The sequence below is a fragment of the Shewanella algae genome (genome assembly GCF_009183365.2).
Lineage (GTDB): Bacteria > Pseudomonadota > Gammaproteobacteria > Enterobacterales > Shewanellaceae > Shewanella > Shewanella algae.
In genome coordinates this window covers 3,211,768-3,232,976 of sequence record NZ_CP068230.1, presented here as the reverse complement: position 1 = coordinate 3,232,976, position 21,209 = coordinate 3,211,768, and the positions used below count along the sequence as shown (strand labels likewise).

Sequence of the window (21,209 nt, the reverse complement as noted above, 5' to 3'; positions counted from 1 at the left end):
CTTGAACACCAATTGTTGTGTAAGTCACTCTCTACAAAAGAGAAGGCCACGAGGACTTATAGGCACCTTCCCTAAGGAAGACGCCAATTGAGATCGAAGTCGTAGCGGATACCGGCAGCCACTATCGACTCATCCTCTCGGTTGTCATAGTTTTGCGCCAGATATTCAAGGTGTAAACGTACATTATTCAGCGGCTGCCATTCCAGTGTCAGGTTGTAACCGTCATAGTCCAGGCTGCTGAAATCTTCTATGCCATCTTTAAACCAGAAGTAACCCAGCTTGAGTTTGTAGTCCTTGCCAAGCGGCAGTGCCAGCGCGCCATCAAAGGTATCGCCATCTCGATTGTTAGCACTGACAAAGTCATACTCCTTGCGTTGGTAACTGGCGGCGGCATAGATGCCGTTGTGCCAGGTATAGGCTGCTACCGCGCCCCACACCTGCTCGTCACCCTGCTTGATATCGCCGGCATATTTATCCTGGGCCAGCCAGGTCAGCCCCAGATGCAGCTGCTGCCAATCGAATCCCGCACCCAGGTTGATGATATCGGCACCGCTATTGTATTCGCTGTCATCAAATACTGCCGAAGCCATCAGGGTGAAAAGCTCAATGTTAACTTGATAAATTAAAGCGTTGTCGACAAAGAAGGGGCTTTCCTGATTGTAGCCAAAGGGGCTGTTGGCATTGTTGAAAATGTCAGTGTATTCCGCCACCAGGGTATATTGCACCGGGCGTTGCCGCCCCAGAGTCAGCTTGCCGTATGGCGAGTCGACTCCGGCAAACGCCAGTCTCGCCTCACCGAAGCGGCCATTATCATCGATACGGATTTTCCATTCCCCTTGCGCCAGAGCACGCCAGCCGGGAAGAAACTCGGTTTCTGCCTTGACTCCAATTCGCGACAGTGCATCGCCTATGTCCCACTGATCTTTGCCGCGATCCCTGTATTCCAGTGTTGGGCGCAGCGAGCCGTACAGAGTGAATTGGCTGGCGCCAAGGGAGGAGGTCATCGAAGGAGCCTTATCCTGCATCGTTTGACTGGCGGCAGGCTCAGGCTTGCCGGCTTGTTGCGACGATGCAGAGGTTTGGCTTGTGTCATGGGCCATCATTGGCGAGTGAGTGCCGGATTGTTGCAGCTGGGCTTGCAGTAGCTGCTCCAGTTCCATGACTCTTTGTTCCAATGCCTTGATGCGTTGCTCTTGGCTGCTGTTTTCGGCATTTGCCAGCAGCGGCAGCAGACAGGCGCTCAATATCAGGAGTTTGCCTTTCATATCGACTCTCCGGTAGCTGTGGATACGGTGCGCCCGGGCTTGTTACCTGGGCGCACTGGCGGTTTCAGACAATAAACTTGTTGAGTATGGCGTCCTGCTGCCGTACCTGTTCGGTTTGGGTATGCATGGCTGAGTTGGCCTGTGTCGCCGAATCCGATACCTGCACCGACAGATCCTTGATCCTGACCGTGTTGTTATTGATCTCTTCGGCCACCAGGCTCTGCTCTTCGGCGGCCGAGGCGATTTGCAGATTCATATCGGTGATCTGCTGAATGGCATCGCGGATACGGTTCAGCGCCTCATTGGCACCTTCTGCTTTGGTAACCGCTTCCTGGGTGGTGTCCTTACTTTGATTCATCACGTCGGCCACGGCGCGGGATCCGGCCTGCAACTGCTCTATCATGGCGCGAATTTCTGTGGTGGATTCCTGGGTGCGCTGTGCCAGAGTGCGCACTTCATCAGCCACCACGGCAAAACCTCGGCCCGAATCACCGGCTCTGGCGGCCTCAATGGCGGCGTTGAGTGCAAGCAGATTGGTTTGATCGGCAATATCATTGATAACACTCAGAATCGTCGCGATATTGCTGGTGGCGGTTTCCAGCTCTTTGACCTCTTGCACTGCCATATCAATCCGCTCTGACAGGGCATTGATTGCATCTGTGGTGGCGCTGACCACCTGAGTGCCGACACTGGTGGCGCTATCGGCGTCTTTGGCTGCGGTGGCGGCACCCTGGGCATTACGGGCAACATCCGACGAGGTGGTGGCCATTTCGTGCATGGCGGTGGCCAACTGTTCCAGCTCATGCAACTGGGATTTCATGGCGTCTGTGGATTGCTGCAGCTCGGCCGAGGTCATTTCAGAACTCTGCAATATCTGCTGCCCTATGGCCTTGGACTGGGTGATGAGCTGTTGCAGACTGGCGGTAAAGCTGTTGAAGCCAGATGCCAGTGCCGAGAATTCGGCGTCAGTGTCCGTATCCAGTCTCTGGGTCAGATCCCCTTCGCCCGAGGCGACATCTTGAATCGCCTTGTTAAGGGTTTCCAGAGGCCGCATCAGTGTTTTGATCAGCATCAGCAGCAGTGTGATGCTGACTATGACGGCAATAATGGCGTAAAGGACAGAGCTGTTGCGCAGTTCGCTGACGGCGGCATAGGCGATATCTTCATCCAGCAGGGCACCGACGTACCAGTTCTCACCACTGACCTTGGCAAAATCCAGGGTATAAGGTTTACCGTCCAGTATTACCTGCTGCGGATCTTCACTTAACGCCACCTTGGGCAGGAAGTTGCTCATGGGTTTGCCGTTCAGCTCTGACTTGGGGTGGGCTATGGTGGTGCCATCGCCCGAGACGATAAACACATAGCCGGCATTGAAGAGTTTGACTTGATTGACCAACTCGGCCAAGCCGACCAGGCTGACATCATAAAAAATGGCGCCGATAAAACGGCCGCTGTCTTTGACCGGAGTGGCGATGGAAACCAGGATTTCCCCTGACGCCGAGTCGGCATAGGGCGCTGTGATAATCAAAGCGTCGGCTTGTTTGGCGTCCTTGTACCAGGGGCGCACCCTGGGGTCCCAACCGGCTCCGGGATCCCAGGCGGGATTGTTGTTGATGTTCGAGCCATCGCTTTCATAACCGAAGCCGACCAGAAGGAAGCTGTTTTTTATTACTGGACGGGTGATCACATCGCGGATATGTGCGGGCGAAAGATCGGTTTCCAACATACTGGTTGAATAAGCGGCCAGTTTCTTGCGCGAGTCCAGCTCAGAAGAAACCGTGTTTTTGAGTCCATCCATGATTTCGGTCACGCTGGCTCCTACCTGAGCCTGCATCTGTTCCTGTACCGCAAAGTATTGCTTGGTGGAAAGCAGTGCAACTGTTACCAAAAGCAATGCAGAGGAGGCGGCGACAATCTTATGGCTGAACTTCATTGTTTATCCTCTGATAATGTTGACGTATCCCATAAATATATAGACATAAATCTACCCAGCGGCCATTGCGACCGGGACAATCTAGTACATTTGTTTAACAAGAATAGTGCAAGCCGAGGGGTTTTAACTAAGGATGTTTAATAAATGTGAACCAATAAGGCTTTCCTGCGCCATATTCTAACTGGGGCTGCTGGAAATATGGCTTAAACAACGCCCCTTGCGCATATAAGGGAAGGTGAGAACAAGTCCCATGCGTGCTCTGCGTCGGCTTACAGGCCTGGATGCAAGGCGTGGTTCGCAGCAAATGGCCTTAGTCCTTTGCAAGAAGCACAGCAGGCAGGCTTGTAAGCCACGCCCTTCGGGCTTTCACAGCAACCAGCTTTCTGCGTTATCCGACTTCGACAGGCCCCGGCATGCCTTCAGTCAGATGCCTTGAACGCCAATTGCTGTGCAAGCCACTCTCTACAAAAGAGAAGGCCACGAGGACTTATTCGCATCTTCCCTAGGAGCGGCACAGATTACTGGTTATCGGTTGCCGTTTGTTTGATAAATTCGGCGACATTTTCACCGGCTATGCGACCAAATACTATGGTATCGGCTATCGCATTACCCGCCAGCCGATTGGCACCGTGGACGCCACCTGTTACTTCACCGGCGGCATAAAGGCCGGCAATAGGCTTGCCATCTTTATTCAATGCCCGGGTGTCAGTGGCGATTTTAAGGCCGCCCATAGTGTGGTGAACCGCAGGCTTAACCTGCACGGCATAGAGTGGGAAATGCAGATCGTCGGCCATATTCTTGCGGCCAAAATCGCTGTCCTTGCCACTGGCCTGAAAACCGTTATAGCGTTTGACGGCGGCTGCCGCCGCTTCGGCATTCATTTGGGTTTTGGCTGCCAGCTCTTTGGCGTCGGCGGCTTTGTAGATGATACCCAGCTCCAGCATGCCCCGCAGTTGCCCCAGACGTTCAAACACGGTTTCATCAAATACCAGCCAGGCGTCTTTTCCAGGTTGAGCCCAGATGCACTCGGAGACTTTGTCCCTGGGGCCCATCTCGTCACAGAATCTGGCCCCATCGCGGTTCAGCAATATGGCTCCGGCGCCGCGTGCTGTGCCTGAAATAACCATTTTACCGGCTGCTGCTGTGGGGAAGGCCTGGATTTGGTCGACATCCACAGTATCCACGCCAATGGCGGTGGCAAAGGTGAGTGCATCGCCGACATTGCCCGGGTTATTGGTAGAGTCCACGCCCTTGAGATCCGGTCTGTATTTGGCGACCAAGGCATTGTTGCGGGCAAAGCCGCCGGAGGCGATCACCACGGCCTTGGCCGCCAATAGATGCACTCCAGTGTGCTTGCCTTGCACCAATACTCCGGTGATTTTGCCTTGTTTATCTTCAACCAAGCGTATCACCTTGCTGTTGGTGCGGGTTTCAACCCCGAGTTTTTCGGCCGCATTTTTCAAGGTATTGATGATTTCCGGGCCGGACTTGGCACCGCCGCTGGGCCGGTGCAGACGTTCGGCACTGTGGCCACCGGCACTGGCCGCAGAAGTCATATCTGCGCCCAAGGCCATCAACCAGTCGATACCGGCACTGCCGTTGTTGACTAGGGTATGCACCAGATCCGGGTTGTTGAGCTGGTGGCCACCCTTCATTGTGTCCTGATACCAGAGCGCCTTGCTGTCCTGATAACCACGAAACGCCTGGGTCAGGGTCTCTGCCGAAGCCATGCCACCGGCGGCCAGCATGCCATTGCCACCTATGTAAGGTTGTTTCTCAAGTAATACCACATCTTTGATACCGTGCTGGCGGGCCGATACGGCGGCGGCGTGTCCGGCGGCGCCGGCGCCAATGACCAGAAGCTCATGCCGTTCCACCGGACCTGCGGCCAGCGCCTTGTCTATGGCTTGCTGAGATACTTCGGGGAAGACATAGGTATCCGCTACCTTATCGCTCGCGGAGAAGGGAATATGAAAACTGCTCTTGAAGCTGTCATGGCAGGTCTGACACACCATCACAGGCTCCTTGTGGCCCGAGTGGCAACTGGTGCAGGACAGGTCAATAAGATGACTGTGGTGGGGCGAAAGCGGTTGCTTTGCCTGCTGAGCCAACTCCTGCAGCGAGCCGTGGCAACTGATACAAGCCTGGTTTTCCCGAGCCTCGTTGTCTTTTACCTCTATGGGCCGACTGTGGCAGGACTGACAATCGGCGCCCGCCTGTTTGATATGGTGCTCGGCCAGACCCGCAGCAGGTACCATGCCGGTATACAGAAATGCAGTACCGGCCAATAACATTATTCTTTTCATGAATATCCTCACACATGGTTTTGTTATGCCTTGATAATATTGTTAATGCATGGGTGAGTTATCAAACCAATCGTTTTCGTCTGTGACGTTAAAAAAACTAAAGTGTTAAGAGAAAATATGAGAATAATTCCACCAATGAAGGCGGTGATTTGTTTTGAAGCGGCCGCAAGACTCAAGAGTTTTAAATTGGCAGCGGTTGAACTGAATGTGACGCCGGGCGCAATCAGTCACCAAATCGCCGCATTGGAAAACTTTGTCGGTAAAGAATTGTTTGACCGTAGTCACAGGCAATTGGAGCTCACTCACTGCGGCCGAAAATATTTCGCCAGAGTCGCGATTATTCTACAAAATATGGAAGAAGCCACCATAGACCTTGGGGTGCAGGGACATAGCCCCTCATTGAAAGTAGCTGTGCCGCCGTCACTGCTGAAAAACTGGCTATTGCCAAGAATGAGCCAGAGTCATATTTATCATAAGGGGATCAGTATCGAGTTTATCGATACCCTGGAATATCTTGACTTTGGAAGTACTGGTCTGGATCTGGCTATTAGATACGGTTATGACTCCTGGGATAATTATTATTCCGTTCATCTCTTTGATGAAGAAATGGTTACCGTTTGTCACCCTGAATACTGTGCGGTTAATTATGATTCTTTAACACAAAATGCTGTCGATAATATGACCTTGATATATACCAATAATAGATTGGTACAGTGGGATATAGTATTACAGTACTTTGGCATTGAACGGCGGGCACAACAGTCGAGGCTGGTATTTCAAAATTCAGTTCAGGCCATAGAAGCCGCGGTCTTGGGCGCGGGAATTGCCTATGTCAACCGCTTGCTGGTGGAAAAGGAGCTGGAGAAACAGCGTTTGGTGATCCCGTTTGAGATCCGCATGCCTGAGCACAAATCGCCTTCATATCATCTGGTCAGCACCTTCGAGCGGATGCAGCATGAATCTACTGCGCTGATTTATCAGTCTATTCTGGAAGAGGTAAAACGTATCCCGGAGCGTTCTTCCGTCAGCACAGGTCGGCAGCGGTTAGGGTGTTCAACCCCTTTGGGATAATCAAACGCCGCCCTTGAGCGGCGCTGCTTACTTTAGCGTTGGATTACGCTTTATCTTTGGCTTTTAAAGCTGACAGCCTGGCCGAGGCCAGCCCCAGTAAACTGCCATTCGGGTAATGACCGCGCTTGTCGGCCTTGCCGGTTTCCATATCGCACAGCAATGCCATCGCCTCGGTCACATGCTCGACCGCCCAGATATGGAACTTGCCCTTGCTGATGGCGTCCACCACAGGCTTTTTCAGCATCAGGTTGTGGGCGTTGGCCGCGGGAATGATCACCCCTTGGGTATGTCTGCGCCCCTTGATGGCACAGACATCGAAAAAGCCTTCAATCTTTTCATTGACCCCGCCTATGGGCTGGGCTTCACCGAACTGGTTCATTGAGCCTGTGATGGCGATATCCTGGCGCAGGGGAACCTGGGCGATTGCAGAGATAATGGCGCAGCATTCGGCCATGGAGGCACTGTCGCCATCGACCCCGGAATAAGATTGCTCGAAGGTCAGGGAGGTGGTCAGCGGAATATCGGCCTCGCGTCCCAACAGGGTTTTGATATAGGCCGAGAGGATCCACACTCCCTTGGAGTGAATACGGCCGCCGAGGCGCACCTTGTGTTCAATGTCCAACACTTCGCCCTTGCCAAAGGCTGTGGTCGCGCTGATACGGTTGGGCAGGCCAAACTGATGATCTGTGGTGGCGATAACCGACAGGGCGTTGACCTGGCCGCAGACTTTGCCGTGCACATCAATCAGGGTGGTGCCCTTGTGAAAGCTCTGCATCAGTTGATCCCTGAGGCGCGATACCCTTTGCTCCTGCTGCGCCAGAGCCTGCTCTACATGGGCGAGGCGAATACTGCGGGCGTTGGCCGCCTTTGCGCAGTAGTGGGTCTCCCGCAGCAGATTGGCGATATTGGCCGAGTGCAGTGACAGTTGGGTTTGGTCATCGGCTTGGCGCGAGCTGAATTCGATTATCCGCGCAATGGCGCTGCGATCGCAGTGCAACATCTGGTTATCGTGCACTATCGAGGAGATAAATCTGGCATAGAAACATTCGGCCTTCGGACTTCTTGGCATCACATCTTCAAAGTCGGCCGTCACCCGAAACAGCTCGCTGAAGTCGGGATCATAATGCTGCAGTAACTGGTAGGTCTGGTTGTCACCGAAGAGCACGATTTTGACATCCAGAGGGATAGGCTCCGGCGCCAGTGAAACTGTGCCGGACAGGGAGACTTCACGCTCCAGCGAGCTGAGATCCAGACTGCGGGAACGCAGGGCCCGTTTGAGTCCGTCCCAAACATAGGGCCGCTCCAGCACCTTGACCGCATCCATCAGCAGCACCCCGCCATTGGCCTTGTGCAGGCTGCCGGGGCGGATCAGCGAAAAGTCAGTAAAGACGGTGCCGCGGTAAGTGGCGTTTTCCACATAACCAAACAGGCCGTGATAGGTGGGGTTTTCCTCTACCACCACAGGGAATTTCTGCTCCTCTTGACCCACCAGCAGGTTGACCTGATAACGCCTGGGCATTTTCTTTTCCAGCGAGGCATAGGCCAGCGCCAGTTGGTCTTCACTCTCCTCGAGGAAGATATCCAGATTGCCGAGCATATCTTTCTGCATCGCCGTCAGAAAAGAGCGGATCTCCGGCAGGCTGCGGTATTCATCCTTGAGCGGCTTGAAAAAATGGCTCAGTACTTCGCGGGCCACCTGTTCATCGTGCTCCTGCTGCTTGGTGCTGAACTCCTCTTCCCATTCGGTCAATTGGCGAATAATGCCCCTTAGGCGCGATTCCAAGTGTTTGATATTCTGTTCAAACAGCTGCTGCTCGGTTTCTGGCAGGGCGTGATAGGTTTCCTCGGTATGCGGCTCTTCGCCGTTCAGCGCCATCAACTGATACTCGCCCTGAGTGTTGATGGAGAGGCTTATTTTCATCCCCTTGGCTTCTTCGCTCAGAGCCAGCAGCGCCGCTTCCTGTTTTTGCGCCAACTGACTCTTAAGCTTGTCGGCGCGGCGGTAATACATCTCGTTGTCAAACGCCAACGGCAGCGCCTTGACCAGCCTGAGAACCAGTTTTTCCATCTCTTTCTTGAAAGTGACGCCCTTGCCGGCGGGCAATTTGAGCACCTTGGGGGTACGGGTCTGGTCGAAGTTGGCCACATAACACCAGTCGTTAAGTGTCTTGTCGGTAAATTCATGGCGCTTGAGATAACGCAACATCATGGTGCGTTTGCCCAGACCATTTTGGCCTATGGCATAGATGTTGTACCCCTTTTCCTTGATGGACATGGCAAATTCCACCGCACTCTGAGCCCGCTCCTGACCTATGATGTCATCCAGCGGCTCCAGTTCGCGGGTAGACTTGACCTCATCTCCCAGATTGTCGAGATTGGCGGGACGGTATACCTGACTGGCATCTAAGCTGGTGACGGCCATGGGCGCTTCCTTGTTCAAATAGGGCAGAGAAAAGTAAAACTGCTTTTTATGACAATAAGATGCGCTGCAGCCTAAAGCAAACGTCAAGCCGAATAAGTCTCTCGGGCGGTTAATTTTTCACCCGTAAGTAACGTTTGCTGCCCGAACGCAGGGATAACACCTATCCGGCACCGGGTAGCAGGGTATAATGGCGGTTTGCCCTAAGCTTTATCTTTGAAGGACTCGCCATGGAATTTGCCGCTTTTTCTCTGCCCGAACCGCTACTGACCAATCTGGCCGGACTGGGTTTTAGCAAGGCAACCCAAGTGCAGGCAGAGGCCATTCCTTTGGTGCTCGCCGGCAGCGATCTCCTGGTGCAGGCACAGACGGGCACAGGGAAAACCGCCGCCTTTGCCTTGCCGTTGCTGGCGCGTTTAATGCCCGCCACGACTGAGAGAGCAGTAAAACCCGCAGCGCCCAAGGCTCTGGTGCTGGTGCCTACCCGGGAGTTGGCGCAGCAGGTTTTCGATAACATTAAAAGCTATGCCAAGGGCTGCGAGCTGAAGATTGCCATTGCCTATGGCGGTGTGCCACTCGATGGGCAGCTAAAGAACTTCAAGGATGGCGTCGATATCTTGGTCGCCACGCCCGGGCGCCTGCTGGATCACCTTAAAAAGCGCAGTCTCAGGCTGGATAAGGTTGAGATCCTGGTGTTTGATGAGGCCGACCGCATGTTGGATATGGGGTTTGAAGATGAGATCTCGGCGCTGATGAAAAAGATGGCCAAACAGCGCCAGACTCTGCTGTTTTCCGCCACCTTCAACGACAACATCTGGCGTCTGGCCAAGATTTTGCTGCAGTCTCCCAAAGTGTTGGAGCTGCAAGCATCAGAGCAGGGTAGCAGTATCAAGGAGCGATTGATTGAGCTCGATAGCGAGCGTAAGGCCGCCGCCGTTGCCGCCCTTTGTCGCCGGCACGACTGGCGTCAGGTGTTGCTGTTCAGCCGCACCAAGGAGGGGGCCGACAAACTGGTCTGTGAGCTCAGTGCCGAGGGCTTGGCCGCCAGTGCGCTGCACTCAGATCTGAGTCAGGCTCAGCGCGAGCAGACCTATCAGGCGTTCAAGGCGGGTGAATGCCGTTTACTGGTGGCCACAGATGTTGCCGCCAGAGGCCTGGATGTAGCGGCCTTGCCTTGCGTTATCAATCTGGAGCTGCCGTTCAAGCGCGAAGATTATGTGCACCGCATTGGCCGCACCGGCCGCGCCGGCATGGAAGGGCTCGCCATCACCCTATTCAGTCGTGACGACGAGCGCCTCCTCGAAGAGCTGGAAGCTATGCTCGACAGACGCCTCCCCAGAGAATGGCTGCCCGGGTTTGAGCCGGATCTCAACCGCAGTTTTGACGCACCGAGAAACCAGAGTAAAGCCGCCCAAAAGCAACGTGCCCGCAAGAGAGCGCTTGGTAAAAGATAACAAGCGATAAATAACAGGGGATTACTTGTATCACTGCGCCTTTCTGGCAAACTCTGAATAGGTAGAACATCAACAGTGTTGCCTGAGTCGGCATTGGCCATGAAAAGGATTTATGGGTGAAAGCGTATTGGATAACAGTCGTACTCGGGATCTGTCTGAGCTTTGCCACTATTGCACCGAAAGTGGCTATTGCACAGGAAGTTGCAGCCTCTACCATCGAGGCCCAAGATGGCGGCAGCGGCAGTCTGTTAATAACAGAGAGCAGTTCTCCAGCCGGTGTGCTTTCTGGATCTGCTGAAGCTTATGAGCAATACACCCAGGCAACCTGCCTGCTTATTCGCCACGAGATGGGGGAGCGAAACCCTGACTCGGCCAGATACTTTGAATTGTCCCGTAACCTGCAACGTCATTGTCAATCACCCATCATTTCGGATAAGGCTCCGCTTAATATCAGTGGTTCGATAACCAATGCCGCGCCTCCCGAGCGGAAAACGGCATCCTATGCCGAGCCTAGGGTTAATTATTCCAGCGCTCATCCCCAGCGGGTTGAAGTGCCTGTTGCGGGAAACCCTCAGATATTACTCAGCTTGGAACTCAAGTGGTTTTTGGTAGCCTTGTTGCTGGCCGCTGGGATATTGGGATTTCCCTTTTGGCGGCGAAAGCGGGAAAATTCTCTGGGTGAAAACGGGGAAGAGGCGATAGCGCAGTGTATTCGGGAAACCTTGGTTGGCGGTTATTTCAAGTTATATCGAAATATACTATTGCAGACCGCCGACGGGGATGAGACAGAAATAGATCTGTTGCTGCTAACTGTCAACGGGATCTTGGTTATCGAGAGTAAGGATTACAGCGGCTGGATTTTTGCCGACCCCTATTCAAAGCACTGGGTGTAACATCTTTATCGCAGCAAGTGCCGGTTCCAGAATCCGCTGCATCAAAACTACAAACACTGCCTGGCCGTTGCCCATATTCTGGGGACGAACCGGGGAATAAGGTCTTTGGTTGTTTTCGGCCCCAGAGCCAGTTTCAAGACCGCCGTTCCGCAAAATGTTATCCAGTTGGCGCAATTGGATGATTATCTGCAGGGATTTCGGCAAACACTGTTTACCCAAGATGAGTTGATGCAATTCGAACTCTGCTTGCAGCAAGCCAGTGAGGCATCCACAGTAGAGGCAAGGGAAAGGCATATCGCCAGGCTCAAGAGTCGCCGTATTGAACCCAGTTTGTAAATCATTACTGAGATGCGGCTCGCTATTGGGTTCATTCGCCAAAGTGGGTCAGTTGCGCTAAGCTAGTGGCCCGGTTTTCAAGAAACAGTCTCCTGGGGGAGCCATGTTCGCAGTCGATACCCATACCCACACAGTTGCCTCTACTCACGCCTACAGCACGATCCATGATTACCTGGCAGTCGCCAAGCAGAAAGGGATCCGTTTGTTTGCCACCACAGATCATGGCCCGGCGATGGCCGATGCGCCGCATTTCTGGCATTTCGTGAATCTCAGGGTATTGCCGCGGATAGTCGATGGCGTGGGGATATTGCGCGGAATTGAAGCCAATATTACCAATCTGGAGGGGGAAATCGACTTCTTTGGTGAGTTCCTGGAGGAACTGGACTTGGTGCAGGCCGGGTTTCACGAGCCGGTATTCCCTCCCGCCGACAGTGACAGCCACACCCAAGCGCTGCTGAACTGCATTCGCAGCGGCAAGGTCGATATCATTACCCACCCAGGCAACCCCAAATATCCATTGGATCAGGAGCTGATTGTCCGCACCGCCGCCGAGCATAATGTGGCGCTGGAGATCAATAACTCCTCTTTTGCCTGCTCCCGCAAGGGCAGTGAAGACAGCTGCCTCAATATTGCCAAACTGGCGAAACGATTCGACGCCCAGTTGGTGATGGGATCAGATTCCCATGTTGCCTTCAGTCTGGGGGAGTTCCCGCTGGCGCTTGAGATAGTGGATGCCGCCGGTTATCCAAGAGATAGGCTGCTCAATCGCGAACCATTGGCGCTGCTGAATTTCCTGCAGCAGCGAGGCCACAAGACGCTTGGTGAGTTAATCGACTACTTTAAGAGTGAGGCGGCCGCGGGCTAACCTGGTTCGCCTGCCTTAAGGATACGAGCCACAAAATCCATCAACTGATTAGCCATGAATCCCGAATCGTGAAAGCCAAGACTACCCGAATATTGATCACCGGCGCTCATGGCCAGCTCGGAAAGGCACTGCTGGCGAATTTGCCTTGGTTGCCCGAGTTTTCGCCTTCCAGGCTGCGAATGGAGATACCTGAGGCAAGCCTGGTGCCCGGCAGTGTTGTAGAACCCCGCAGTGCTATAGCACCTGGCAGCGCAATTGAAATTGTGGCGCTCGGGCATCAGCAACTGGATTTAACCTCAGCACATTTGCCCGAGCGGCTCAGTGAAATCAATGCCGATGTGATAATCAACTGCGCCGCCTACAACGCCGTGGATGCGGCCGAGCAGGATATGGCTGCCGCCATGGCGCTTAATGCCGAGGCGCCGGAGCGTTTGGCCCTCTGGTGCCGGCAACAGGGTGCTTGGCTTATCCATATTTCGAGCGACTATGTCTTCGGGAATGATTTGGGGAATGAACTCGGAAACGTTTCTGGAAATGCAGCTACCAATATGCTCGGGAATGCGCCCAGAGCCTTGACCGAGAGCGATGTTTGCGAGCCTTTGAGCCTGTACGGTCAGAGCAAGCTCGCCGGCGAGCAGCGCTTGCTTACGGCCAATCCCGGCGCCCTGGTGCTGAGAACCTCTTGGCTTTACAGCCGTTTTGGCAGCAACTTTGTGTTGACCATGCGGCGATTGCTGACCGAGCGCCCCGAGCTCAAGGTGGTGGCGGATCAGGTCGGCACGCCAACCTGGGCCGAGGCGTTGGCGCGGCTTATCTGGCAGTTGCTCATCTGGTTTCATCTTAAGCCAGAGAAGTCCGCGGTGCTGAGCGGCTGCTTTCATTACGCGGCAACGGGGCAGTGCAGCTGGTATCTTTTCACCAAAGAGATAGCCGAGCAAATCGCCAAGCAGCAGTGCAATTCTGCGCCAAGCTCTCAGGCGGCGGTGCCATTGCAAACCGCGTCGCCATCTCAAACCGCGTTGCAATCTCAAGCTGCATTGCATTCTCAAGCTGCATTACATTCACCAGCAAACCCGGCGCCAATCACGCCAAGGTGCCGGATAACGCCTGTCAGCACAGCAGAATACGGCGCCATATTGAATCGAGCACAGGCGCCGCGCCCGGCGTATTCGACGCTCGACTCAAGCGCTCTCAAAGATGCCATGGCGGCCATGCCTTCGGCATTTCGCTGCTATTTGCCAAAAGATTATCCGTCACCCATCTGGCTTACCTGGCAGGCGCAGCTGGCGCTGATGTTTTCGGGGCTTGGTGCACCTTCCTTGGATTGAATGGGCTTAAACAGGATGAAAAGTAAGGCAAAACCGGCTGTAGATTATAATCAGTAGCTAAAGGTTATACCCGCCAAAGCCGGGTGGCTGGCATAATAAACTATCTTGTTGATCCAAAGGATGAAACCTTGTCGAATAATCCCCCCAAGACCTTGCTTGATGCCAAGCAGCTGACACTTTTGGCCGAGATGGCCCGCGCCGCCGGTGAGGCGATAATGCAGTATTATCAGGGCGGCGAACTGGCGATTGAGCGCAAGGCCGATGACAGTCCGGTCACGGCTGCCGATCTTGCCAGTCACGCCGTGTTGCAACAGGCGCTGGCGCGTGAGTTTCCAACCTGGCCACAGATGTCGGAAGAAGCGGCGGATATCCCCTGGGCGCAGCGGCGGGGCTGGGAAACCTATTGGCTTATCGACCCTCTCGATGGCACCAAGGAGTTTATTAAGGGTAACGGCGAATTTACCGTCAACATTGCGCTTATTCACCGAGGCCAGGCGGTCGCCGGTGTTGTCTATGTGCCCGCCACAGCCGTGTGCTATTTGGGCGCGCTGGGACTCGGTGCCTGGCGTGAGACCCCAAATGCGACTGGGTACCAGCGTGTGGAATTGAATGCCAGGGCCGGGGTTAAGCGCCAGATCCCTGTGATTGTCGGCAGTCGCTCGCACTCGAGCCCGGGGCTTGGCGAGTATCTGCAGCAGTTTGGCGAGCACGAAATGAAGAGTGTCGGCTCATCACTCAAATTCTGCCTGCTCGCTGAGGGCAAGGCGGATATCTACCCCAGATTGGGCCCTACCAGTGAATGGGACACGGCGGCGGCTCAGGCCGTGCTTGAGAGTGCCGGTGGCCGAGTTTTGGAATATCCAGCCGGCAACAACTTAAAATATAACCAAAAAGAAACTATCCTCAATCCTTGGTTTATCGCATACAGTGCCGATTGGCCTTGCGATTGAAGCAGATATAAACACCGGAGTTGAAAGCATGATGCGTATCGGCGTTGATTTGGGCGGCACAAAGATTGAATTGGTGGCTCTGAGTGGCGAAGGGAGTGAGCTGTTTCGCAAGCGAATTGCCACCCCCAGAGACTATCAGGCGACCATTGAGGCCATCTGTGCCTTGGTCGATGAAGCCGAAACGCAGCTGGAAATGACAGGAACCATCGGCATTGGTATTCCCGGGGTGATCTCGCCCTTTTCCGGTTTGGTGAAAAACGCCAACTCCACTTGGTTAAATGGTCATCCGCTCGATAGAGAGCTCGAGCAGCACCTGGGGCGCAAAGTGCGGGTTGCCAATGACGCCAACTGTTTTGCGGTCTCCGAGGCGCTGGATGGCGCCGCCGCAGGCAAAGAGGTGGTGTTCGGGGTGATCATAGGCACAGGCTGCGGTGCCGGCATTGCCATCAATGGCAGGGTGCATCAGGGGGGCAATGGCATAGGTGGTGAGTGGGGCCATAATCCCTTGCCCTGGATACGCGCCGAGGAGTTCAACAGCACTGAGTGTTTTTGCGGCAAGCATGACTGCATCGAAACCTTTATTTCGGGAACAGGGTTTGTCCGCGACTATAACCAGGCCGCTGGGGCGCAGCTCAGCTCGGGCGCCGAGGTGATGGCATTGCTGGAGCAGGGGGATGCCGAGGCTAGCGCGGCCTTTGAGCGCTATCTTGACCGTCTGGCCCGCTCTCTGGCCCATGTGATCAATCTGCTGGATCCGGACGCCATAGTACTCGGCGGCGGTATGTCCAATGTGCAGGCCATCTATCCGGCATTGCCGGATAGACTCAAGCGCTATGTGGTCGGCGGCGAGTGCCGAACTCCTGTGTTGCCCAATCACTACGGCTGCTCCTCCGGGGTACGCGGCGCCGCTTGGCTGTGGGGCCAGGACTGAGTTTGGCGAGGTGCCCGGGCCGTGTTACAGGTATTCGACTGAGACACTTTAGACACTCTAGGCACTTTAGACAAAAGTGAAAAGCACTCGAACATGTATTGGGGCGAGTGAGCCTATAGCCCTTCGCCAATCACTGGTCAGCCGAGTAACGCTTCTGTAAGCTATGGCTACTTTTGCCAACCTTCGGATATCAAGCGTGTTCTGGCTGAAAAAAATCCTCTCTCAATTCTTTATGCCCATTCCTCTAACCTTGGTCACTCTGCTGCTGGCTTGCTTTTATATCCGTCGCAGGCCGGGAGTAGCGCGCGCCCTGGTGGTTTTTGCCATCACTTGGGTGCTGCTGCTTTCCAGCTCTATCGGCAGCAACACGCTGCTTGCGGGGCTTGAGCGTCAGTATCCACTTTATACCGCTGCACCGGCGCGCTCCTGTGTGGTGATGGTACTGGGTTCTGGCCATGATGATCAGGTTGGCGGACTCGCGCGACATATGTTGTCGGCAACGGCGCTTGAGCGTCTCAGTGAAGGGGTGGCGCAACTCAAGGCGGCCAACAGCAAAGATTGCCTGCTGGCGGTCAGTGGTTGGAGCGGCGGCCTTGAGCAGCAGAGTCATGCCCGGCGCATGGCCGAGGCCGCCATCGAGTTGGGGGCCGAGCCATCGCGAATTCTAATGCTGGAGTCGGCCCGCGATACCATAGAGGAAGCCCTGGCGTTGCGGCAGGCCTTCGGTGCCGGCACAGACGATAAAGGAATAGATGCCTTGGGTGGCAGACAACTGATCCTGGTCACTTCCGCCAGCCATATGCCAAGGGCGATGCGAATATTCCGCTCGACCGGGCTTGAGCCTCAGGCGGCACCGACCGACTTTCTGCTTAGGCGCGATCACTGGTGGCGCCTGACCACATCCAATCTGGATAAATCACAAAAGGCGCTGCACGAGTATCTGGGATTGGCCTGGTTGACTGTTACCGGCCGCTAATGGTTCTGAACCCTGGTCATGAAATGAATAAACGGCTGACAAGCCGCTGACAATAGAGCAAAAGCGTTATGGAAACTATCACAATAAGGCCGGGCAGCAAGCGCAATGGCATTACACTGACCCTGGCCGGAGGGCTGGGCGTTGTCCTGGGTTTGGTGCTGTTTATCGGTTGGCCCTGGATGTTTGCGCCCGGACTGGTTTGTTTCGCCCTCGGGGCCGTGTCATTGGTGCTGGGAATTGCCAAGCAGCTCGAGCCCCATGTCAGTCTTGAATTCAGCGCAGAAGGGCTGAGATTCTTTCATCGCCGCGGCAGCTTGTTTGTGGCCTGGGATAATATTCAGCGGCTGGATCAGCCCAGAGTCACCCAAGGTATGGAGCAACTGACGCTGCCCTATGTCGGGCTCAAGCTCAAACGTATCAATCCGCTGCTGGATGCCATTTCACCCAGGTTGGCGACCGGGCTCTTGTCGGAGCAGCGGCCCTTGCTGATGACAGCTGCCGCCCAGGATGAAGAGCTGCAAACACTGGAAGCGGCACTCAGCGCCGAGTTTGAAACCCTGACGGTCAATGATGAGCGTTACAGAGGCGTTTTGGCCATGTTTGGCCGCCGCTGCCTGACGCTGGACAAGTACTTGGGCTATCACCTCTATATTCCCGTGGATGCTTTGGATCAACCGCCGGAGAGCTTTGTTCGTAAACTGCGGCAACTGTGGCAGCAGAGGTTATCGGATACTGAGTTGTAATTTCTGGCTTGAGTAAGTTGAGAAAAGGCAAGGGGACCCGGTTGGGTCCCCTTGTTGTTGCAGAGTTGAGGGAGGGCCTTGCAGGGACAGCCCTCAAGGTACGGTACTAGTGAGCACCCCCTGCGTGTACCTTATCTACGCCATAGGTCTTGCCTTCGGCGTGACAGGTGGCACAGGACTCAACCGGCAGGTTGGCGTCTGTGGCAGCATCACCGGCAACGAAGGCACCATTGCTCTTGAAGTGGGCCAGAGCGGCCGCGTCAGAGTGAGCGTGACAGGTACGGCAGGATTCCGCAACCGGAGAGATATACTCGGTAGCCGAAATCTTGATTGCACGCTTGGCGGATGTCAGGCCACCATCGGCGGCGAACAGCGGTGTCTCGTCTTTGTGGCAGGCGGAACATTCGGTTTCCACACCTGGGTAGCCGTGCAGCTCGCCTGAAGCGTCACGGAAGATGGCGGCTTCACCCCAGTTACCACTGTGGAAGCGGTGGGCAACTGTCATCAGATCCCGGTTGGCATACAAGAGCTCGGGTACTTCAGCAAATATAGGATTGCCATCGGCATCCAGATTACCTGTGTTGTACTCGGAGGTGCCGTGATAGGAGCCGTAATAGCTGTTGTTATGGCAGTCCATACACTGATCGAAGGTGTAGGTGCCGTGGCGGGTACCCTTGATGTAGTCCAGGGTGCCGTGACAGGCATTACACTTGGCTTCACTGGCGCTCATCCGCTCAGCAATGGCAAAGCGGGCTGTTACTGCATCACCACCGTCAAGGTTATAGAACTTAACGCTTGAAGTGGCGCCAATCGGATTACCGGCATCGAAGGGCATGCCTTCGGCACAGGCGGCTATCTTACCTGAGTTATCGACACAGAAGTTGGCCTCGGTACCGACGTAAATGGTGCCCATCGCCTGAGTTTCCGGTACATCAGCAGTCAGGGTCAGCACGCCATTGGCGGCGCTGCCGCTGGCAAGACCGGGCCTGCTGCCCCAGCGGGTGACTTCACCCTTGGCATCCACATTACCCATCAGAGTGGCGTCTTTGTTGAGCACCGCCAGTTGAGCTGCGTCAGTCAGTGGTTGACCATTGAAGCTGACATTGGCTGTGATGGTGACCAGTTTATTGCCCGCCGTGGTAGAAGCCGCAGCAGTGGCAGAGGTGAACTCAACGGTCAACAGCTCGGCATATTCAGCTCGTTTACCCACCTTGTGAGCCTGCATAGGGCTGAGTGCTCCGCTGCCATGACAGGACTGACATTGACTGTCGTCGGTCTGGGCCAGGTTGAAGTCAGAGTGGCCTACGCCGGTTTCAAAGTTGACATTGATATGGCAGCCGACACAGGCTTCGCGGTAGATATTGGCGTTCCAGGAGTCACCGTTGTTGTGGCAACTGGCGCAGTTGTTGAGTTCTGCCGGGAAGCCGATTTCACCGAAGTACTCTTTGGCTTCACCGGAGAGGAAACTTGCGATGTGATGGCCGGCATGCAGCCTGTGAACCATGGGGCCGAAATCAAATACCCAACCTTCGGCTTTTTGGGCTTCGTCCGGTACCAGAGCCGGGTTGTGGCAGGCAACGCACTTCTCAGTGCTTTGGTAGTTGTGGTGTGCGTTTATCTTGGCGATACGGCCTTCGACTTCGCCGTGGCAGGCGATACAGGCGGCATCTGTTACCGTATCTTTACCTGTGGCTTCAACCAGCTCGCCGGATGCCGGAATATAATCCAGCGGCGTAGAGAGCACCTTGTCTGCAACCGCTGCGCCGCTGGCATCCTTGAGGTTATAGGCGCGCAGGAACAAGCGATGAGGTGCGCTGAGGTTGTCGTTGGCATTCATAATGGGGGCGACCCCGTCATGTTCCCAAGTGCCGGTATAGGTACCTGGCTCGGCCGGATCTTCAACTAGAAGACAGGCATCGCCAGTCTGACCTCTGGAGCTATAGGTGCCATCCAGGGTGCAATACATGGAGCTGCCCAGTTCCTGAGCCGTGGCATTATTGACCCATTGCAGCGGCGCACCGCTGCCCGAGTCATTGCTCATGGCGGTAATAGAGTAGAGGGCGACCTGATCCAGGCCCGTCAGAGGGACTCGCTCCCCTGAGCTGTTGGTGGCCGAGGCCTTGAACTTGAGGGCGAAGGCTTCGCCGCCTGCCAGTGTGTTGTCGGCCGGCACTATCTCGAAACTGACATCGCCGGCACTGATAATGGTGGAAGTACCTGAACCTGCGGGGGCTCCTGGCTGTCCGGGTTCGCCTGGTATGCCAGGTTCACCGGGGGCTCCGTCTTTTCCGTCCTCACCGTCCCCGCATGCGGTAAGGCACAATAGACTGGTCAGAGCCAGCGCCAGTAATGACTTATTATGGTTTTTCATCATAGCGTCCCTTTATTCAAATTATGGGTACTGCTTGTGCAGTAACTTGAATATACATACATCTAAAGTAGTAGTTTTGACTTATTGTTTTATTTGTGAATTGAGGGTTAAAAAATTGATAAAGAAATAACTGATGGTGAAATGGATAATTTCAGTTTTTGAAATTGCCGAATCTACAGGGCAGAAAACCCATACCAGGGACAAAGCGGTCAGCGGCTTTTGAGAGGTGGGCGAAGGGTGTCGGTGCTGGTGCGAGTAAAGGGGTCAGGCACAGGACCTGACTTAGTTTTCAATACTCGGCCTTGGGGTAGAGTTCTTGAGTGACCAGAGCCAGCAACTGCTTTCTTTGTTGCTCGGAGTAGCGGCGGTAGCTGGGGGCTTTTTCCACCAAGGAGTAGCTTGGCAGCGAAAATGCCCGGTGGAGTTTGGCCACCTCGGTTTCGGGCAGATGTTGCACCCGCAAACCCGGCATGCCCTTGATAAGCGCCATTTCGTTGGGAGTGCTGAAGGCTACACTGCCCATGGTAAGCAGGTGAGCGTGCCATTCTTCTCTGTCGTGTACGGCATACACCTGGGATAGGGGTATGCCTTCTTGCTGACAGAAGAGCTCCATGGGATCCATGCGTTCGTTGAAGCCCTTGATGGTCAAGTAAACGAAGGTGTATTGGCTGATATCTTCGAGGGTGATGGCCGGCGATCTCTGCCACAGGGGATGATCTTCTCGGCTGACCACACATACGCCCATGGTCTGCCCAAGTGAACTCAGAATGAGATCCAACTGCTCAGGGTGTTCGAGACAGATCCCCAAATCCAGTTGCCCACGGTGAATCTTCTCTGCCGAGTCGTCCTGCCAGGGGTAGAGCCTGACCTGACCCAACTGCTGTTGAATGTTTTTCAGCCCCAATTTCATCGCCAGTGCGGAAAGCAGTCCATGCGCCACGGCAATATGGATACAGATGTCGTTCGAGGGCTGACGGCTCTGATGAACCTGTTGCTCCAGCCGATGCACTGAGTGAATGAAATCACAGACGGGCTGATACAGGCTTTCGGCCAGTGGGGTAGGCTTGAGCTTTTGCTGGCGGCGATAGAAAAGCTCGTCATCAAAGGCCAGCCTGAGCGCGGCCAAACAGCGACTGACCTTGGGGGCGGAAACCGCCAAATCTCTAGCCGTACAGTTGGCATGCCCTGTCTCATAGATGTTCTTGAACACCATGAGAGTAAAGATATCCAATTCGCACAACTGCTTGAGTAATCGACTCGTCACTTACATCCATCCCGCGGCCTTATACCACTTAGGGGGTAGATGTTAGCTCTCCGAGCAGCGCATTACTGTGACTGAGCACCATTCTGTGCTGCTTTTGTATATTT

General features: G+C 54.7%; 16 protein-coding genes. 10 read left to right on the top strand and 6 right to left on the bottom strand.

The genetic code is table 11. The features are described from left to right. Nucleotides 1–71: 71 nt before the first annotated feature. The 3 genes from E1N14_RS14530 to E1N14_RS14520 form a co-directional block, all read right to left on the bottom strand. On the bottom strand, nucleotides 72–1,265 hold the full coding sequence (locus tag E1N14_RS14530) for a porin (protein WP_062793882.1): 1,194 nt from the start codon (nucleotides 1,263–1,265) through the stop codon (nucleotides 72–74). Between the two features lie 64 nt (nucleotides 1,266–1,329). Then, nucleotides 1,330–3,198, bottom strand: a complete 1,869-nt coding sequence (locus E1N14_RS14525; protein ID WP_025010920.1) for a methyl-accepting chemotaxis protein — start codon at nucleotides 3,196–3,198, stop codon at nucleotides 1,330–1,332. Between the two features lie 518 nt (nucleotides 3,199–3,716). Continuing rightward, nucleotides 3,717–5,504, bottom strand: coding sequence for a flavocytochrome c (locus tag E1N14_RS14520; RefSeq protein WP_082813143.1), 1,788 nt, complete (start codon nucleotides 5,502–5,504; stop codon nucleotides 3,717–3,719). Nucleotides 5,505–5,621: 117 nt separating this feature from the next. Here E1N14_RS14520 and E1N14_RS14515 point away from each other — a divergent pair, with 117 nt between their 5' ends. After that, nucleotides 5,622–6,575: a LysR substrate-binding domain-containing protein gene (locus E1N14_RS14515; RefSeq protein WP_025010919.1), complete on the top strand. Its 954-nt coding sequence runs from the start codon at nucleotides 5,622–5,624 to the stop codon at nucleotides 6,573–6,575. A 43-nt stretch (nucleotides 6,576–6,618) separates the two neighbouring features. Here E1N14_RS14515 and E1N14_RS14510 read toward each other — a convergent pair whose 3' ends face one another. Next, nucleotides 6,619–8,997: a Lon protease family protein gene (locus E1N14_RS14510; protein ID WP_025010918.1), complete on the bottom strand. Its 2,379-nt coding sequence runs from the start codon at nucleotides 8,995–8,997 to the stop codon at nucleotides 6,619–6,621. 227 nt (nucleotides 8,998–9,224) lie between these two features. Here E1N14_RS14510 and E1N14_RS14505 point away from each other — a divergent pair, with 227 nt between their 5' ends. The 9 genes from E1N14_RS14505 (at nucleotide 9,225) to E1N14_RS14465 (ending at nucleotide 17,470) form a co-directional block, all read left to right on the top strand. Next, entirely contained in the window at nucleotides 9,225–10,448 is a 1,224-nt protein-coding gene (locus E1N14_RS14505) for a DEAD/DEAH box helicase (RefSeq protein WP_025010917.1), read from the top strand. Nucleotides 10,449–10,564: 116 nt separating this feature from the next. Continuing rightward, nucleotides 10,565–11,341: a nuclease-related domain-containing protein gene (locus E1N14_RS14500; RefSeq protein WP_025010916.1), complete on the top strand. Its 777-nt coding sequence runs from the start codon at nucleotides 10,565–10,567 to the stop codon at nucleotides 11,339–11,341. Nucleotides 11,342–11,446: 105 nt separating this feature from the next. After that, nucleotides 11,447–11,677 carry a hypothetical protein gene (locus tag E1N14_RS14495; protein WP_025010915.1) on the top strand — a complete coding sequence of 77 codons (231 nt, stop codon included), beginning with the start codon at nucleotides 11,447–11,449 and terminating at the stop codon, nucleotides 11,675–11,677. 103 nt (nucleotides 11,678–11,780) lie between these two features. Then, a complete protein-coding gene (locus E1N14_RS14490; RefSeq protein ID WP_025010914.1) occupies nucleotides 11,781–12,542 on the top strand; it encodes a phosphatase in 762 nt (253 codons plus the stop codon). 68 nt (nucleotides 12,543–12,610) lie between these two features. Next, the gene (locus E1N14_RS14485) at nucleotides 12,611–13,870 is read left to right on the top strand and encodes an SDR family oxidoreductase (protein ID WP_062793925.1); all 1,260 of its coding nucleotides are present in this window, start codon (nucleotides 12,611–12,613) and stop codon (nucleotides 13,868–13,870) included. A 188-nt stretch (nucleotides 13,871–14,058) separates the two neighbouring features. After that, nucleotides 14,059–14,820: a 3'(2'),5'-bisphosphate nucleotidase CysQ gene (gene cysQ / locus E1N14_RS14480; RefSeq protein WP_081782955.1), complete on the top strand. Its 762-nt coding sequence runs from the start codon at nucleotides 14,059–14,061 to the stop codon at nucleotides 14,818–14,820. Nucleotides 14,821–14,848: 28 nt separating this feature from the next. Then, entirely contained in the window at nucleotides 14,849–15,751 is a 903-nt protein-coding gene (gene mak / locus E1N14_RS14475; RefSeq protein WP_025010912.1) for a fructokinase, read from the top strand. 196 nt (nucleotides 15,752–15,947) lie between these two features. Further along, the gene (locus tag E1N14_RS14470) at nucleotides 15,948–16,727 is read left to right on the top strand and encodes a YdcF family protein (RefSeq protein ID WP_025010911.1); all 780 of its coding nucleotides are present in this window, start codon (nucleotides 15,948–15,950) and stop codon (nucleotides 16,725–16,727) included. A gap of 68 nt (nucleotides 16,728–16,795) precedes the next feature. Then, complete coding sequence (locus E1N14_RS14465) at nucleotides 16,796–17,470, top strand: DUF2982 domain-containing protein (RefSeq protein WP_025010910.1); 675 nt, start codon at nucleotides 16,796–16,798, stop codon at nucleotides 17,468–17,470. A 106-nt stretch (nucleotides 17,471–17,576) separates the two neighbouring features. On the opposite strand, the gene E1N14_RS14460 is transcribed toward E1N14_RS14465, so the two are convergent. Together E1N14_RS14460 and E1N14_RS14455 are read right to left on the bottom strand one after the other, a co-directional pair. Beyond that, on the bottom strand, nucleotides 17,577–19,844 hold the full coding sequence (locus tag E1N14_RS14460; RefSeq protein ID WP_025010909.1) for an OmcA/MtrC family decaheme c-type cytochrome: 2,268 nt from the start codon (nucleotides 19,842–19,844) through the stop codon (nucleotides 17,577–17,579). 286 nt (nucleotides 19,845–20,130) lie between these two features. Next, nucleotides 20,131–21,105 (bottom strand): LysR family transcriptional regulator, encoded by a 975-nt coding sequence (locus E1N14_RS14455; RefSeq protein ID WP_062793924.1) that lies wholly within the window; start codon nucleotides 21,103–21,105, stop codon nucleotides 20,131–20,133. Nucleotides 21,106–21,209: the final 104 nt, after the last annotated feature.